The following is a 17,196-nucleotide window of genomic DNA, read 5'->3' as shown; positions in this document are numbered from 1 at the left end:
GACCGTCAGACGGCCGTGCGCGACCACTGCTGATTGGTGCCGCTGTTGCACGCGTACTGCTTGAGGATCACACCGTCCGCGGTGGACGCGGCCGGTACGTCCACGCATTTGCCGCTGTGGCGTGCGCGGAGCTGGAAGTAGCCGCCGTTGGCGACCATCTGGAACTGCTGGTTGTTGCCGGTGCCGCAGGTGTACTGGATGAGCTCGGCACCGTCGGCGGTTGAAGCGCCCACGACATCAAGACACTTCCCGCTGTGGCGGCTGACGATGCGCCAGTAGCCGCTGCCGGCGTCCTGGAACTGCCACTGCTGCCATGGGTTGCCGCCGTAGGTGTACTGGTCGACGCGCGCGCTGTTGTTGGTGCTCGCCTGTTGGACGTCCATGGCCTTGCCGCTGTGGCGCGCATCGATCCTGTAGAACGTTTCCGGCTGCGGCGAAGGGGTGGAGTCGCGGACGGTGTCGCCCCAGCCGTAGCGGACCCGGTCGGCGCCGGATTGGTTGCGGACGGCCAAGGTGAGGTTGGTGCCGCTGCCGCCGAGGGCCCACATCGAGTAGTGGTCGTAGCCGAGGCCTGCGGTCACCTTGCCGCCGAGGGCGGGCCAGTAGGTGCCGCCCATCTGGTTGTCCCGCATCACCTGGGCCACGGCGCGGAGGTAGCGCACGAAGTTGTCGGTGCTGTTCGGGTCGGCGTAGTTGAGGCCGGTGGCCATCGGCGCGCCGTATTCCGTCACGACCGCGCGGGAGGCGCAGTTGCCCAGAAGCGTCTGAATGTGGCTTCGGAAGGCGTCGTAGGTCATCGCGCTGTAGAAGAAGGCGTAGTAGTGGAAGGACAGCAGCGTCGAGTTGAAGCGGCTGTCGTTGCAGATGTCACGCAGGTCCTGGCTGAAGCCGGTGCCGCCGATGAGCACCCGGCCGGGCGCTGCCGAACTGTGAGAGCTGAGCCAGTTCGCTGCCACGTTGCGCCACTCCGCCGATGAGTAGCCGTGCGGCTCGTTCATCGGCTCGAAGTAGACGTTGCCGTTCGAGCCGTACGTGCTGATCACGGTGGACCACATCGAGTTCCATGCGGCGAGGTTCGTGATCCTGCCGCCGGAGGCGGCGCCGTCCTCCCAATAGGCCAGGATGACCTTGAATCCACGGTCGGTGGCGGCGTCGATGGCGCCGCGGTAGGAGTTCCACCAGGTCGTGTTGGCCACAGTGTGGGTGTTGATGGGCAACCGGACGGTGTTGACCCCCATGATGTATTCCATGTAGTCGTAGAGCGAGTTGGCCTTGGCCCGTACTGTCGCGTTGCTGTCGGACTGGCTCAGGCCCTGCACGACGAGCGTGCCGGTGCTGAAGTTGTCACCCAGCACGGCCCAGTTCATGCCTCGGAACTGGTTGGTGGCGGCATTGGCCGACGGCGCGGGGACGAGGGCTGCCATTGCGGTGAGCGCGGTCAGCACAAGGGCGATCAGCAACCGGCGCAACGACCGGATACTCCGCGATGGTCCTGATGAGTAACCATCAGACGCCATACTCAGTGCCATGAAATGTCCCATCACTAGATCTGAATTGCTGGGTCGCAATTTCACTTACGCACATTGTTAGCGATAACAAATAAATGCCGATCACCCACGGAGGCCTCACGCTAGAGAGGAGGCGGGAGTGCGTCAACAGAAAGGGAGACGACGTGCTCGAACCGCTGGTCCGTGACGGACACCGCTGTAAATTTCAGACAGACTTCCTGGTCGCGTCTACGCCCCGATGGTGCCGATGCGACTCCACCGCGCCTCGGCACACGTTTCGCTCTCCGATCGCGGCCCGGCCGGTGCAGGGGACGAGCAGGATCGCCTGCCGCCCGGGGCGCCGCGGCCTACCAGGCCGAGGGCAGTCCCTGCTGGACACCCGGAGGGCCGCCGATCATGCAGGAGGAGATCGGGCCGATGCGTGGAGGCCGACGGCCCGTTCAGCTGTCGCAGCCGGTCAATGATTCTCGGTACGACCCGCGGGCGGTCCTTGCAGCGCTGCCGGAAAGCGCCTATTAGTCGGGACGGCCGCCAACCAGGTGGACATGACGTAACCCCGGGCTGAAGGCGGCGACGTGCTCGGCGGTGCCGTGGTGCGCCTTCGAGGGCGTGAAGCGGCCTTCGCTGACCGCGACGTCGTAGGCGCCGCCGAAAGGGTACTCGGCCAGAATGCCGGTCACCTGGTGCTCGGCCGCCCAGGCGAGTCCGGCGTCCAGCGTGTCGAACACCCCGGAGGCGTGTCGGGCGTGGTCACCGTGGAAGATCCAGACGGCCGGCCTGAGCGGACTGCGCTGGTCGGCGCCGGGCCTGCGGCGCAGGCCCTCAGGCGTGAACGAGAAGGCGCCGGGGAAAGGGCCTGGCCGATGACGTACGGCGAGCACCACCGGTTCGGGGTGCACGCCCCGCAATCCGTTCTCGGGTGAGGGGTTCGCGAAGGCGTTCCACAGGTGCAGGAAAATCACGTCGTCGTCGCGATCGGCGGTGACGTAGGCAAGGGTCTTGGAGTAGAACGGGTTGGTTCCGCCGATCCACAGCGACGGGGGCCCGAACGTCTCAACGACTTCGGACAGCGTGCGGTCCTGCGTCACCCACCCGCCGATGTCGGCGCTCAACCGCTGGTACTCCGCCGCCGACAGCGCCCGATCCGGCTCCAGCCAGCCGAGACGATGAGCGATTTCGGCATAGACGGAGGCCGTGGCATCACGCAAGGCGTCGGCGGGAAGGATGCTGCTGTAGGCGCCCCTGACGCCCGTCGCGTCGAACGCGTCGCGCTCACGTAGTCGATCGCACTCCGCCCACCACCGCGTCAGGCTCCCGTCCACGGCGGCCATCGCCTCCAGCAGAAGCCGTTCCGCCGTCTCATCCCTGCCGTACATGCCAGGACGACGAAGCACACCGTTCACCTGATCCAGGTGGTGCCGGCGAGCCTCATCGAGAACGGGATCCGAGTCCCCTCCGCTGCTCATCGCATTCGATCATGACATACCAGCGCAATCCGAAGTATCGGCACTCAGCCGCCGGTGAAGCGACTTTCGGGCACATGAGGCGACCACCCGGCTGCCGCCACGCCTTCGTCCTGGGGCGGGCCGGGACGAGAGCCTTTCTCGTCCCGGCCCGCCCGTGGGTCATGCCGGCAGCGGGTGCCAGCCGTCGCGGTAGCGGACACCGTCGCGCCGGAGCCGGACCTCGTCGTGCCAGGTCCCTGGGACTGGTTCGGTGCGGACCAGCTCGGGGCGATCCACCACGACGCACACATCCTCGCCGGGCCACCACCAGCCGCCGGAGCGCGCCAGTGCGGCCCAGTGGCCGAGGTGCTCGATCTCGTCCGGCCCGTAGGAGGCCAGTCCGAGCCGGTGCAGGGCGTCGTAGTAGGCGACCCACGCCGCGTCCTGCTGCCCGTACCAGCAGGCCGGCACGGGCCCGCCGCCGGCCAGCGCGGTGCGGATCGGCATGCGGAATCCGTGCGCGAGGCTCCGGTGCAGTGCGGTGCGGATGCCCCGGTGCACCACCACGCCCAGGGGAACGCCGGCGTCGAGCGCCTTCAGCGGTGGCAGCTCGGGCCAGGGCTCGCCGCCTTTGCCCTTCCGCGCCGAGGACAGCTCGGGGTCGGTGTGGGAGACGCCGGCGCTGAGTGCGCCACGCAACTGGGACTCGAGCATGGCCAGATCACTGGCCGGTGGCGGTGTCCCCCGTGGATGAGGATCCCGGATCCACCCGTAGAGCTGGTCGAGGGTGGGCAGACCGGCGACAAGCGGGATCGCCTTGTCCGGTGAATCGACCCATTCGAACCACGGCTTCGGGCGAGAGATCCTCGCGTAGAGCGCGGTCAGGCTGTTCTCGACGGCCTGCCGGTCGGCCGGCTGTGTGCACAGGCCGTGGTCAAGCCACTCTTGTCGGATCTTGACGGCTTCCTGCCACCGGTCGTGAGCGCTCCTGCTGCTACGAACGTCGGCCACAGGTTCGGCGGCGGCATAGCGCCGCGTGAGCGCGGTCACCGCGCGTGGGCGTCGCCGCCCTTTCGGTTGGAGATCATGTCTCGATGATGGCCTGCGTTCCGCGGTGCGCGCAACCGCGTAACCGATTCCCGCCCAACCGCCGCTGCTTACCGGCCGGCCGAAACCGGTGACGACCTGGACGACCGGCGCGCCGCAGTAGGTCTGGAGCCGTTCGAGACGTACGAAGCCCAGATGCGGCGCCTGTACGAGGGCGACATCTGACGTCGTTCTCTCCGTGCCTTCCTGTCCGTGGCGGGCGCCTACAGGGCGTCGGGGCGCCAGCCGGTGACGTCCTTTTCGGTGATCTCGCGCACGATCCGGGCGGGGTTGCCGGCGGCGATGACGCGTGCGGGGACGTCCCGGGTCACGACGGCCCCGGAGCCGACGATCGCACCGTCGCCGATGGTCACACCGGGGTTGACGGTGACCCCGCCCCCGATCCACACGCTGTCGCCGATGGTCACGGGCTTGGCGTAGCAGGCGCCGGCGGCGCGCTCGTCAGGATCGATGGCGTGGTTGGACGTGTAGATGCTCACGCGCGGTCCGAGCAGGACGTTGTCGCCGATCGTGATTCGCGCCCCGTCGAGCATGACGGCGTCGAAGTTGGCGTAGAAGCCGGCGCCGACGCTGATGTTGTAGCCGAACTCGCACCGGAAGGTGGGCTCGAAGTACGCGCCGGGGCCGACGTGGCCGAGCAGGTCACGCAGGAGGGCCTCGCGGTGGTCCTGGGGAGCGCCGAAGCTGTCGTTGTAGGCGTTGGCGAGCAGCACGGCGCGCCTGCGGGCGGCGACCAGTTCGTCGGTCAGGTCGTTGTACATCTGCCCGGTGAGGATGTGGGCGCGCTGTGCCTCGAGGCTCACGGTTGTCTCCTGCGGCGTTCGGTCGTCGTACTCGTCGAGGAGCAAGTGTGGCGGAGACCGGCGACCGGCCCTGACGCGCCTCTCCTGCCGAGAGCATGACCCGCACGCGGTCGTCGCGTTCGCGCGAGCGCCGGCGTGGCCGCCGTACGCGACGAGTCCCCAGGTCCTCGGTAGGACCGCCTGCCAGAGGCGAGCATCACGTGGTCGAGAGGGCCCCGGCGCGGGCCGCCGCCAGCGCCGCCGTGGCGGCGCGGTCCGCCGCGGCCTCGTCCAGAGGTTCCCCGGTGTTGAGCAGGGCGTAGTACAGGGGTGCGGAGACGGCGGCGATCACCCGGCGCGGGTCGGTGCCGGTGGGCAGCTCGCCTCGTTCGATCGCGTCGGTGACGCAGCCGGCCCATTCGTCGATGCGTACGGCGTAGAAGCGGCGCAACGCCTGCGCCGCCTGGTCGTTGCAGAGCGAGGCGGCGATCAGCGCCTTGAACAGCCGCCCCTGGCGGGCGTCGGTGAGGGTTTTGAGAACCAGGCGGGCGTTGTCGCGCAGGTCCTGGCCGATGTCGCCGTTGCGCGACCGGGGCAGGGATCGTTCGGCCATGTCGTGGAGAAGGTCGGCGGCGAGCGCACCGGGCGTGCCCCAGCGGCGATAGAGGGTGGTCTTCCCGACTCCCGCGATACGCGCGATGTCGCCGAGGTCGAGCCCTTCGAAGCCCTTCTCGGCCAGCGTGTCGGCGGCGGCTTCGAGAACGGCCTCGCGGACGCGGGCGGTGCGTCCACCTGGGCGGACGGCACCGGGCGGTGGAGTGGCTGCCATGACGGCTCCTTCCCCTAGGGGTTCACTATCGGGACCACAGTTCCCTTAAGGCGGCATGGGGTGCTAGTGTCCCTCTCAGTCTAACGGGACTACAGACCCGTTAAGTCCTGAAGGGATGGTCCCTGGCATGTCCACCACGAAGTCCCTGCCGGCGGCCTCGGCCGCCACACCCGAGGCACCGCCGCGACACCTGACCAGCCGCCTGAAGGTCATCCTCGCGGTGCTGCTGGTCGCCCAGTTCATGCTGGCCGTCGATTTCTCGATCCTGAACGTGGCGCTGCCCGCGATCGGCGACGACCTCGGATTCGCCCTGGCCGACCTGCAGTGGGTCGCCACCGCCTTCGCTCTGTGCGCGGCCGGCTTCACTCTCTTCTTCGGCCGCATCGGCGATCTGATCGGCCGCAAGCGCGTCTTCCTCGGCAGCCTCGCGCTCCTGGGCGCGGCCTCGCTCGCCGGTGGGCTCGCCCCGACCCCCGCGATCCTCATCATCGCCCGTATCGCCCAGGGGCTCGCCACCGCCGCCGCCACCCCGGCCGGGCTCGCCCTGCTCACCACGTCCTTCCCCGAGGGCCCCCTGCGCCAGAAGGCCCTGGGCCTCAACGGCGCGCTCATGTCCGCCGGGTTCACCGCCGGCGCGGTCCTCGGCGGCGTGCTCACCGACCTGCTGTCCTGGCGCTGGGCCTTCTTCATCAACGTCCCCGTCGCCGTGGCCGTGCTCCTCGTCGCGCCGGCCGTCATCGCCGAGTCGCGCCCCGCCGCCCGCCCCACGGTCGACCTGCCCGGCGCGCTGTCGGTCACCCTCGGGCTGCTCGGTGTCGTCTACGGCCTGACGCGGACCGGCGAGCACGGCTGGACCGAGCCCCTCGCCCTGACGGGCCTGCTGGCCGGGGCGGTCCTGCTGGTCGTCTTCTACCTTGTCGAGCGCAGGGCGGCCCAGCCCCTGGTCCCGGTGCGCGTGCTGCGCAAGCGCACCGTGGCCTGGGGCAACGTGCTCGGGCTGCTCGCCTTCGTCACCGAGACGTCCCTGGTGTATCTGCTCACCCTGTACATGCAGAAGACCCTCGGCTTCTCGGCCCTCGCCGCCGGGCTCTCCTTCGGCGTCCTGGGAGCCGGAACCGTCACCGGCGGCGTGCTCGCCCCGAAGGCGATCGCCCGCACCTCCACGACGGCCGTCCTGGTCGGCGGCGGGCTGCTCCAGGCCGTCTTCACCGCCGTCCTGATCTTCCTGGGTGACACGCCGGCCTCGATGGGACTGCTGCTGCCCGCCACCTTCCTGGGCGGCGTGGGCAACATGCTCGTCATCGTCGGTTTCATGGTCACCGCCACCACCGGACTCCCCGACCACGAGCAGGGCCTGGCCACCGGCCTCGCGTCCATGTCCCAGCAGATCGGCATCACCATGGGAACCCCGATCATGTCCGCGATCGCGACCGCCACGGCCGGGGGCGTGGTGTCCGCCGGGGCGATCCTGCACGGTGTCACCGCCGCCGTCGCCGTCAACGCCGTCCTCGTCCTGCTCGGCGTCCTCCTCTCCGCGGTCTTCCTGCGCGCACGCCGCTCGCACGCCTGACCGGCCCCTCCCCCTCGTCACGGAGCACACCATGGACCTTCAGCTCACCGGCAAAGTGATCCTCGTGACCGGCGCGACCAGCGGCATCGGCCTGGCGACCGCGCGGTTGCTCGCGGCCGAGGGAGCGCACGTCGCGGCACTGGCGCGCGGCGGCTCCGCACTCCCCGTCCTTCCGCCCGGCACGCTGCTCATCCGCGCCGACCTCACCGATCCGGGCACCCCCGCGCATGCCGTCGCGCGGATCACGGACCGGTACGGCAGGCTCGACGGCTTGGTCAACAACGCCGCCTCCCTGACCTCCCGCGACTCCTTCGCCGCGATCGACGACGACCAGTGGCACGCCACGTTCGAGCTCAACCTGCACGCGGCGGTCCGGATGACCAGGGCCGTGCTGCCGATCCTGGAGAAGAATCCGGAGGGAGGCGCCATCGTCCACGTCGCCAGTGAGGCGGCCCGCCTGCCCGACGCCTCGATCGCGGACTACGCCGCGTCGAAGGCGGCACTCCTGTCGGTGTCGAAGTCCTTGGCAGCCGCTCTGGGTTCGGCCCGGATACGCTCCAACGTCGTTTCCCCCGGGCCCACGCGCACCGCGCTCTTCGACGCGCCGGGCGGCTTCGCCGACCAACTGGCCCAGCGCTTCGGCATGTCGCCGGCGGAGGCCGTCGACCACTTCGTACGTGTCGAACGGCGACTGCCCACGGGACGCATCGGCGACCCGGAGGAGGTGGCAGGGGTGATCGCCCACCTGCTGTCGCCCCTCGCGGCGCAGGTCACCGGCGCCGAGTGGGCCATCGACGGAGGAGCCCTGCGCCAGCTGTGAACGCTCGCGGGCGCCCGGCCGACGCACCTGGCACCAGGCCAGGTGTCAGCCGGAATGTGGGAGGGCGAACCGCTGGGCGAACGCGGACATCTCGTCCCGCTGGCGCTCCGGTTCCGCGGACGAGGGGCTGACCACGATGCGGGTCACACCCTGCGCGGCGTACGTCTCGACGCGTTCGGCGGACATGTCGATCGACCCCCAGCGGGTGTATTCCAGCGCATCGGGATCGCGACCGGCCTCGGCCGCCGCGGTGCGGGCCAGTTCCCACTGGACGGCGCGTTCCTCGGGAGTGAGCGCGCCGCCCGGGAAGTAGCCGTCGCCGCGTCGTCCCGCGCGGCGGGCGGCCGCCCGGCTCGACCCGCCCACGTGGATCGGCAGGTGCGTGCGGCCGTAGGGCTTGGGATAGCTGCACACGTCGTCGAAACCGAAGAACTCGCCGGTGAAGCTGACGCCTTTTTCGTCCCCCTCCCACAGCAGCCGCAGCACGTCGATGGCCTCGTCGGCACGGCGCCCGCGGGTGCCGAAGTCGACGCCCGTCGCCTCGGCCTCGCCGGGCAGGCTGCCCAGCCCCACGGTCAGCAGCCGCATCCGCCCCGTGGACAGCACGTCGATGGTCGCCAGTCGCTTGGCCAGGACCACCGGGTGGTGGTACGGCAGAAGCAGCACGGCCGTGCCGAGCAGGAGGCGTCGCGTGGCCGCCGCGACGAAGCCCAGGCAGTCGAGCGGATCGGGGTAGGGCAGCGCCGGTGGGATCTCGAAGGGGCCGATCGCGGCGCCGGGATACAAGACGATGTGCTCCGGCAGGTACAGCCCCTCGAAGCCGCAGTCCTCGGCGTGGCGGGCGTAGGCCACGAGCGCGTCGGGGTCGAGCCCGTTCGCCGTGGAGTAGCTGGTCGCGAATTTCATCGGAGCTCCTCGGGCCGGTATCCGCGATCACGTTAGAACCTTGTCGCAGGCGTCAAGGCAACCCGCTGTGCCGCCTCAGGCCGGGTACGCGTGCGTCTCGGTGGCCTTGACGCCGGTCCAGGGCTCCCGGCCGGGGCGAGGCCGAGGTCCGGCGGTGTGGCGATCACCGCGGTCACGAGGCGTGGTGGACACGAGCGATTTGGCGGGGATGTCTCATCTGCGAGCGAGCGCCAGGTAGCGCTCCTCGGTGTCGTGGTAGTCGAGCAGGGTCCAGCCGGCGGTGCCCAGCAGGGGACGGAGGTTGCGCTCGGCGCGGAGGTCGTCCGGGGTCAGACTGCGGCCGCGCCGTGCCGCGAGCACCGCACGGCCCACGGGGTGGAACAACGCAAGCCTCCCGCCGGGGCGGGTCACCCGGGCCAGCTCCCGCAGCACGGCCGCCGGCCGGAGAACGTGGGAGATCAGCCCGGAGGCCAGCACGCCGTCGGCCACGCCGTCGCGGAGCGGAAGCAGCCCGACGTCGGCGATCAGCAGCCGGCCGTACTCGCCGCGTCCCCGGTCGCGGGCCGACCGGATCATCTCGGGAGTGACGTCGACGCCCACCACCTGTCCGGCGGCCCCGACCGCGTCCCGGAGCAGGGGGATCGCCCGGCCGGTGCCGCATCCGGCGTCGAGGGCCAGCCCTCCTGCCGGCAGGGCCAGCTCGGCGACGGCGGCGGCGAAGGCGGGGCCGTCGTCGGGATACTTCTCCTCCCAGGTGGCCGCCTTCGTGGCGAAGAACTCCCTGGTCGCTTCGAGGGATCGGTCGTTCATCGTCTTCGTCTCCCCGCTGTAGGAGGTGGATGAACGATTCGACCACGGTGAGGGCCTCGTCACGAAGCCGGACACCGACGGCGAGGCCCGCAGGAAGCGCGGCGCGCGATCACCGCGGGCTTCCGTCAGGCTGTCGTCAGGCGGAGAGCGCGATCCGGTCGACGCACCAGTAGAGGCCGACCACGACGATGGGGACCGACATGGCGGCGGTCGCCCAGCGCACCGCGGTCGTACGGCGCAGCAGCACCAGCAGCGGGAAGAGCACCGCGATGATCAGCAGCTGGGTCGCCTCGATGCCGACGTTGAAGCTCAGCAGCGACAGGAGCAGCTCCCACGACCCCTTCTCGTCGATGTCCAGCGCGCTCGCGAAGCCGAGCCCGTGCACCAGGCCGAAGGCGAAGACGATGGGCAGCCGCCACCTGCCCAGTTTGTCCTCGTCGCGGCCCAGGATGTTGGCGACGGCCACGACGATGATCGACACCGCGATGACCGGCTCGACGATCCCCGCGGGAACGTGCACGATCCCCAGCGCCGCCAGGAGGAATGTGATGCTGTGGGCGGCCGTGAACGCGGAGGCCGTGACGACGACGTCCCGCAGGCGGCGAGCACCGATGAGCAGGGCGAGCAGGAAGAAGATGTGATCGAGCCCGGACAGCAGGTGCTCCGCCCCGAGCAGGAAGAACTCCCCGATCTGGCGCGAAGCCCGGTGCTCGCCGGTCCGCAGCGTCGGGTTTCCGGCGGTCAGGACCGCGGAACCCGTCGTTCCGTCGAGCGTGTAGCCGACGATCGTCTCCGTGCTGTGCACGAAGCTCTCGGCGTCGGGGAAGAGCGCACTCGAGATCGCGTGTTCTCCACCGCCGTCGCCCGCGCAGTGGTAGCCGAGGGTCACCACCGCGTAGGCCACATTGTCGCGGTCGCGCACACCCGCGTCGCCCACCGGCGTGGGCGTGCAGGGCCTGTCGCCGTACGCCACGGCGAAGCGGCGCGTGACGTAGTCGATGACGGCGGCGTGGTTCTTCTTGAGCTGGCGGAGTTGCTCGGCCCGCTCCTTCGCGTCGTACGCCTCGGCGTACAGCCAGGCCGACTTCATGAGGAGGTCGTATTCCAGGTCGAGCACGACTCTGACGTCCGCGCCCGTTCCGGTCACCGTGGCGTGCGCCTTGGTGGTCGCGTTGTGCGCCGCCGCCGGAGCGGAGAACGCCATCAGCCCGCCGAGGGCGAAGGCGAGAGCGAGGACGGCGGCGGACAGCCTGCGAGACATGTCTCGTTCTCCAGGTTGAGAGGGGCCCGGGCTCGGGCCCGGGATTCGAGGGGTCCGGGATTCGAGGGGGTCCGGGTACTGGGGAAAAGGCCGCCCCGGACGCTCCGCGTCGACACGGGGCTCCGGGGCGGCGATGGCGGTTACCTGCGCTGGAACCAGCGGTAGAGAGGCGAGTCCGGTCCCCACTTACCGGGGCGGCCGTGCTCGTCCTTCGTGACGAAGACGCTCGGCTCGGAGGCGGTCACGCCGCCGCCGGTGGAGCGCGCGGTGACGAACCAGGCGTAGGCCGTGTCGCCCTTGAGACGCTTCCAGGTCACCGAGGCCACCTGGCCCGACGGAACCGTGCTCGTGCCGACGACCCGGGTGGGCTTGTAGATCGCCAGCGAGTCTGTCGTGAAGCTCGTCGTGCGGGTGGTGAGGTCGACCGGCAGCACCATGTTGTCCTCGCGACCGTCGTAACGGCGCAGCGGGTCGAACTCGCCCGCGCCGAAGTCGTTCAGCAGCGGGGAGTAGGTGTCCACCGTCATTTCGGCCCGCTTGACGTCGAACTGCAGCAGCCGGAAGAAGCTCGCGCCGAACTGGAGCTGGTCGTCGGGGTTGTATCCGCCGACCTGGGTGAGCCCGAGGCGGTCGGCCGAGACCGTGTAGAACTGGTAATCCGCCAGCAGTTCGACGACGCCCTTGCCGACCTGGCCGACCTTCGGCTTCACGTTGGTGGCCACGCCGTGCTCGTGCCCGGCGAGGATGAGGAAGACGTTCGGGTTCTTCTCGACCACCGTCTTGTAGAGCATCGAGCCGTCCGGCGCCGAGAATGCCGCGCCGCGCCCGTCCGGGTTGGTGCTCGGCACGAGGTAGTCGTGCGAGAGCAGGATGCCGTTGCGGTCGGGGAACCGCTTGAAGACGGAGTCGGCCCATTCGGCCTCCTCCCGCGTGACGCCGTACGACAGGCCGACCACGACGAAGTCCAGCCCGCCCGCGGAGAACAGGTCGTAGTGGTTCTGGTTGTCGCCCTCCTTCCACGGCCCGCCGTACTCGGCGTGCTGCCAGCCCTGCGCCGCCGTCTGGTAGCGGCCGGGGCCGTAGTACGTGTTGTAGATCGCCCCCGGCCCGTCCTCGGTGCCCGACTGGTTGTCGTGGTTGCCGGCGATCACGCCGTTCGGGATCTTCGCCTCGTCCAGGACACGCTGCTGCTTGGACGAGACCTCGAACTCGCCGACGACCTGCCGCTGCGTGGCCTCGTCCGCGGGCTTGCGGATGTTGTTCTCGATGAGGTCGCCGGTGTGCGCGACGTACGAGATCTTGCGCTGGTCCTTGTTGTCCTTGATCCAGTCGACGACCCCGGCGTACGCGGACTCCCACACCGCGCGCTCCTCGGCGGTCTCCTGCTCCACCGCGCCCTCGGAGAGGTACTGCGTGTCGGTGAAGTGGACGATCGAGAAGTCGTACGTGGAGGGGTCGGCGAAGCCGTTCGGGTCGCCGGGGTCGATGTCGTCGGCGAACGGGTCCTCGCCCGTCACCATCACGTGGACCTGCTGCCCGTCGACGTACTGGTCGCCGACGACGGCGGTGAGCCCGGTCTGGCCCTCGGCGGCGCCGCGGGAGCTCGTCAGCAGGTCCCACGCCCGGGTCTCGGTGTTCCACGCCCGCAGCGACACCAGGCGCTCGGGGTCGATGACGCCCTCCCAGCGCAGGACCGGGGCGTCCACGTGGCCCTTCACCTGGATGTCGTACCGCTGGTAGGTGACGTCGCGGCCGGCGGGCGCGTCGAGCGTCGCGCCGTCGGCGGGCTCCAGCCCCGTGGCCTTGACCTTCTTCTCGCCGGGCACCTGCAGGGTCGTGGGAACGGTCTCCGCCACCCCCTGGAACGCCTGGTTCGGGGTCAGGATGTCGGCTTCGGAGAACGTCGCCTTGACCTGGCCACCGCCCGGCTCGGCGACCTTCGCCGAGAGCGTGACGGAGCCCGGCACGTCGACGGCTCCGGACGCCGGGGTGAGTTCGGCGGGGGCGTCGGGGATGCCGGCGGACTCGAACGAGACCTCCCGGGTGGCGGTGTTTCCGAGCGAGTCCGCGGCGGTCACAGCGAGGGTGTGCGAACCGGGCCGCAGTCCGGGGCCCACCTGGGCGCCCGGCGCGATCGGCTGCCCGTCGAGCGTGACGTCCGGCCCGGACACCACGCCGGAGGCGTCCTCCAGCTTGACGTCCAGCACGACGGACGCGGTGATCTTCTCGCCCGCGGCGGGGACGCTCGTGGCGACCTTGGGCGCCGAGTTGTCGCTGATCAGCGTACGGGTGGCGGTCTCGCCCGTGGTCGAGGTCGCGGCGAGGGTGTGCTTGCCGTCCTTGATCGCGGTGGTGTCGAGATCCGCGCTCAGGCCGCCGGCGGGGGCGTCCACGAGGAACTCGAGGTCGATCTCGGTCAGCAGGTTCACGTTGTCGCCGCAGTTGCCGTCGCCCATGCTGTAGGAGCTCTTGAGCATCTGGCCGGTCGCCGTGCCCCGCACCGGGGTGAGGGCGATGTTCGAGATCGCGAAGTCGTCGCGGTTGCCGCCACACGACGTCGGATAGGTGCCGGTCACGAAGTCGATCGTGTTCCAGCCGGGCACGAGGTACTCGTTCGGGAAGGTGAAGTCGACCCGCCGGCTCACGAAGTCGCCGTCGAGCACGACCTTCCGCCCGTTCACGAGCAGGTGGTTCTGGTAGCGCGCCTCGATCGAGTTGGTGCCCACGGTGAAGCTGAGGGTCGCGTCACCCGAGCCGAGCGTCCGGACGACGTGCACCGCCGGGGCGTCGATCGTGTAGCGCAGCTCGACCTCGCGGAGGGCGGTCTGGCTGCTGCCGCAGTCGCCGTCGCCCAGGGCGTAGGACGGCTTGACGTCCTGACCCTTCACGGTGGCGCCGTCGAGGGCGAGGTCGAGGTTGGCGATGGTGAAGTCGTCACGGTCGGTGCCGCAGGACGCCTTCCAGTCGCCGGTCACGACCTTGACCGTGTTGTCGCCCGGCACCAGGAACCGGGCGGGAACGGCGACGGTGACGCGCCGGCCGGCCCAGGTGCCGCCCAGGTCGATGCGCTTGCCGTTGACGAGCAGGAAGTCGTCGTACTTGTCGTCGATCGAGTCCGCGCCCACGTCGAAGCCGAACATCGCCGCGCCGTCGCCCAGGGTGGCCTTCGTGGCGGGTTCCGCGCCGTCGACGGTGAGGGACGAGACGCCGCCCGCACCGGTGGCCGGCACGGTCGCGAGGATCGGCGTGGTGCCCGCCACCAGCGTGCCGTCCGTGGGCAGCAGCCGGGGCGCCCCGGCGGGAGCGTTGTTCACGGTCACGGTGTGCTTGACCGTGGCCCCGGACGCGGCCTTGGCGGTGACGGCGTGCTCGCCGTTGGCCAGCGTCGTGGTGTCCAGGTCCGCGGCGAGACCCGTGGTGCCCCGCGGGTCGCCCTTGACGAAGAACTTCAGCGCGGCCTGCTTGAGCAGCGCGGTGTTCGAGCCGCAGTTGCCGTCGCCGAAGGACAGCGTGTAGGGATTGTCCTCCCCGTCCGCGACCTCGCCGAGCAGTTCGAGGCCCACGTCGGTCAGGACGAAGTCGTCGTAGTTGGTGCCGCACGAGCTCTGAACCGTCCCGGCGAAGATCTCGATGGTGTTCTCGCCCTTGACGAGGTGTTCGTTCGGGATCTCGATGGTCGCCCGCTCGTTCACGAGGTCGCCGATGTCGCTCCGGTGGACGCCGTTGACGAGCACGTAGTTGTGGTATCGCGCCTCCGTCGAGTTCGAGCCCACGTCGAAACGGAGCCTCGACACGCCCACCGTGCGGGTGGCGTTCAGAGCGGCGCCGTCGACGGCGAGCTCGGCGACGCTGTCACCGGCCGCGGCCGGAACCGCCGCGACCTTGACCGTGCCTTCGATGTACGAGCGGTCGGCCGGGCTGAGGGCGGGCGGGGTGGGGGAACCGGTAGGCGTCGGGCTTGGGCGTCCATGACCCGCTTTCGCTGGATCCGGGTCGGCGTGCGCCGCCGTTACGACGCCGCTGACGAGCAGCGTCGCGACCAGGGCGATCACGGCGGCCACGGCGAGACGCCCTCGCCTCCTCAGGCCTCTCAGCAGCTGTCTCGCTGCCACTGGCTGCATCTGGTGCAGTCCCTTCCATCACGGTGCATAAAGCGCCGATAAAACGGCGCGGTCTCGACCGGTCACAGTGGATCTCGCGAGTGAACGACGTGCGTGAAGAGACTGAAGCAAAGGCGAACTATCGCCTCATTCTGGTCATCCGTTACGAATCGGGAACGATCAGGTCACCATGGGGGGCAATTACGCAAAGCACACCAGTCGGCTGAGTTTTGTTCGCTTTTATCCCCGAATGCGCGGAAAGGGCACTTCTGGTGACGAAGCACCGGATGAGCGAGTGGCGGGCGTCGGGGATCATGGGGCTGGCAGGTTCCGGAACAGGGGAAGGCGGGCGCGATGGACTTCCGCGACGACGTGGATCTCGACGCGTCACAGGTGGAGGAGAGCGGCGGAGGGTTCCCGGGCGGCGGGCTCGCGATCGGCGGAGGCGTCGTCGGTGTCGTCGCCCTGGTGGTCGCCCTGGTCCTGGGCGTCAACCCGGCCGATCTTCTCAGCGGTGGAAGCTCCTCGTCCGGTGGGTCCACGGGCGCGCGTCCGGCCTCGGATCTGACCGGCCAATGCAAGAAGGGCAGTGACGCGGACCAGTCGGAGAAGTGCCGCGTGGTGGGGGTGGTCAACAGCGTCCAGAAATACTGGCGGGACGCCTTCGCCGAGCGGGGCAAGCAGCCGTACCGAAACGCGCGGACCGTCCTGTTCACCAAGGCCGTGAGCACCGGCTGCGGCCAGGCGAGCTCGGCCGTCGGCCCCTTCTACTGCCCGGCCGACAGCAAGGTCTACCTCGACTTGGGCTTCTTCGAGGAGCTGGAGAGCCAGTTCGGCGCCAAGGGCGGGCCGTTCGCCCAGGCATACGTGATCGGTCACGAGTACGGCCACCACGTGCAGAACCTGCTCGGCACCACCCGGCGGGTCGGCGGCGGCGGCCAGGGGGCCGGCAGCGCCTCCGTACGGCTGGAGCTTCAGGCGGACTGCTACGCGGGGGTGTGGGCGAAGAACGCCGTCGACACGGGGTTCTACGAGAGCCCGTTCACCGCGGCGGACATCCAGGAGGCCCTGGACGCCGCGGCGGCCGTGGGCGACGACAGAATCCAGGAGCGCGCCCAGGGCAGGGTGGACCCCGAGGGGTGGACGCACGGAAGCTCACGGCAGCGGGTGAAATGGTTCACCACGGGATACGAGACGGGCGCCCCCGCCCGGTGTGACACGTTCTCCGGCACCATCTGACGTTTTCCCTGCGGGCTCGACGCTTACCGAGGTTTTCCCGCCGTGGGCTACTGGCGTTCCCCTCGTCACGTGCATTGTGGGGAGACAGTCGTCGTGGCGGTGGGGGGTCCGATGACGCAGGGGCTGCAGCAGTTGATGGCGGTGGCGGGCCCCTGGGCCTATCTGGTGGTCGGGCTGATGGCCTGCGCGGAGACGGCGGCGCTCATCGGGCTCGTGGTGCCGGGTGAGCTCACCCTGCTGATGGCCGGTTTTCTCGCCTTCTCGGGGCACGCGAGCCTGCCTCTCATGATGGCGGCGGCCGGCGTGGGTGCGCTCGCCGGGGATTCGATCAGCTACCGGATCGGCCGGCGGCTGGGACCGAGGGTGCGCGACAGCCGGCTGGGCCGCCGCGTGAGCGCGGAGCGCTGGGACCGCACCGAGGACTACCTGCGGCGGCGCGGCGGGTGGGCGGTCTTCTTCGGCCGCTGGGTCGGCCTGCTGCGCGCCCTGGTCCCCATGCTGGCCGGCATGGGACGCCTGCCGTACGGCAGGTTCCTCGCCTTCGAGGTGCCCGGCGGCCTGGCCTGGGGGGCGGGAACCGTGGGGCTCGGGTACGCCGCGAGAGGCTCGTACGAGCTCGTGGAGCGGGTCTCCGGGCGGGTCGGCCTCTTGGTCCTCGCCGGCCTGGTCGTGCTGGCCGCCGCAGGCCTGGGCCTCCACCGGCTGACCCGGCCGCGCTCGCCGGTCGCGGAGTGCGAGCGCGAGTGCAAGTACGAATGCGAGTGCGAGCGCGCCAGGGTCACGCCCTCCGGCCGCCCGGCGAAGCCGCGGTGACGCGTT

The 17,196-nt window shown here is 70.1% G+C and carries 13 protein-coding genes; 4 read left to right on the top strand and 9 right to left on the bottom strand.

The genetic code is table 11. The features are described 5' to 3' along the window. Positions 1-5 precede the first annotated feature (5 nt). From ACQPZZ_RS02875 to ACQPZZ_RS02855, 5 genes are all read right to left on the bottom strand, one after another. Positions 6-1,469, bottom strand: a complete 1,464-nt coding sequence (locus ACQPZZ_RS02875) for an RICIN domain-containing protein (protein WP_432928669.1) — start codon at positions 1,467-1,469, stop codon at positions 6-8. A 554-nt stretch (positions 1,470-2,023) separates the two neighbouring features. Beyond that, entirely contained in the window at positions 2,024-2,902 is an 879-nt protein-coding gene (locus tag ACQPZZ_RS02870; protein WP_432928667.1) for a DUF7710 domain-containing protein, read from the bottom strand. 231 nt (positions 2,903-3,133) lie between these two features. Beyond that, positions 3,134-4,003 carry a DUF6745 domain-containing protein gene (locus ACQPZZ_RS02865; RefSeq protein ID WP_432928665.1) on the bottom strand — a complete coding sequence of 290 codons (870 nt, stop codon included), beginning with the start codon at positions 4,001-4,003 and terminating at the stop codon, positions 3,134-3,136. 260 nt (positions 4,004-4,263) lie between these two features. After that, entirely contained in the window at positions 4,264-4,863 is a 600-nt protein-coding gene (locus tag ACQPZZ_RS02860) for a sugar O-acetyltransferase (protein ID WP_432928663.1), read from the bottom strand. Positions 4,864-5,059: 196 nt separating this feature from the next. Beyond that, positions 5,060-5,671, bottom strand: a complete 612-nt coding sequence (locus ACQPZZ_RS02855) for a TetR/AcrR family transcriptional regulator (protein ID WP_432928661.1) — start codon at positions 5,669-5,671, stop codon at positions 5,060-5,062. Between the two features lie 127 nt (positions 5,672-5,798). Between ACQPZZ_RS02855 and ACQPZZ_RS02850 the strand changes: the two genes are divergently transcribed. Both ACQPZZ_RS02850 and ACQPZZ_RS02845 read left to right on the top strand, forming a co-directional pair. Beyond that, positions 5,799-7,241 (top strand): MFS transporter, encoded by a 1,443-nt coding sequence (locus ACQPZZ_RS02850; RefSeq protein ID WP_432928659.1) that lies wholly within the window; start codon positions 5,799-5,801, stop codon positions 7,239-7,241. A gap of 31 nt (positions 7,242-7,272) precedes the next feature. Further along, entirely contained in the window at positions 7,273-8,061 is a 789-nt protein-coding gene (locus ACQPZZ_RS02845; protein ID WP_432928657.1) for an SDR family NAD(P)-dependent oxidoreductase, read from the top strand. Between the two features lie 45 nt (positions 8,062-8,106). Here ACQPZZ_RS02845 and ACQPZZ_RS02840 read toward each other — a convergent pair whose 3' ends face one another. From ACQPZZ_RS02840 to ACQPZZ_RS02825, 4 genes are all read right to left on the bottom strand, one after another. After that, positions 8,107-8,967: a TIGR03619 family F420-dependent LLM class oxidoreductase gene (locus ACQPZZ_RS02840; RefSeq protein WP_432928655.1), complete on the bottom strand. Its 861-nt coding sequence runs from the start codon at positions 8,965-8,967 to the stop codon at positions 8,107-8,109. Between the two features lie 213 nt (positions 8,968-9,180). After that, positions 9,181-9,777, bottom strand: coding sequence for a class I SAM-dependent methyltransferase (locus tag ACQPZZ_RS02835; RefSeq protein WP_432928653.1), 597 nt, complete (start codon positions 9,775-9,777; stop codon positions 9,181-9,183). 136 nt (positions 9,778-9,913) lie between these two features. After that, on the bottom strand, positions 9,914-11,038 hold the full coding sequence (locus ACQPZZ_RS02830) for a HupE/UreJ family protein (RefSeq protein WP_432928651.1): 1,125 nt from the start codon (positions 11,036-11,038) through the stop codon (positions 9,914-9,916). Between the two features lie 140 nt (positions 11,039-11,178). Then, complete coding sequence (locus ACQPZZ_RS02825; RefSeq protein ID WP_432928649.1) at positions 11,179-15,099, bottom strand: metallophosphoesterase; 3,921 nt, start codon at positions 15,097-15,099, stop codon at positions 11,179-11,181. A gap of 393 nt (positions 15,100-15,492) precedes the next feature. On the opposite strand from ACQPZZ_RS02825, the gene ypfJ reads away from it, so the two are divergent. Together ypfJ and ACQPZZ_RS02815 are read left to right on the top strand one after the other, a co-directional pair. After that, entirely contained in the window at positions 15,493-16,377 is an 885-nt protein-coding gene (ypfJ, locus tag ACQPZZ_RS02820; RefSeq protein ID WP_432928647.1) for a KPN_02809 family neutral zinc metallopeptidase, read from the top strand. A gap of 111 nt (positions 16,378-16,488) precedes the next feature. Then, complete coding sequence (locus ACQPZZ_RS02815; protein ID WP_432928645.1) at positions 16,489-17,190, top strand: DedA family protein; 702 nt, start codon at positions 16,489-16,491, stop codon at positions 17,188-17,190. Positions 17,191-17,196: the final 6 nt, after the last annotated feature.

Source organism: Microbispora sp. CA-135349, from assembly GCF_050947365.1.
GTDB lineage: Bacteria > Actinomycetota > Actinomycetes > Streptosporangiales > Streptosporangiaceae > Microbispora.
This window is presented reverse-complemented; position numbering and strand designations above follow the sequence as displayed.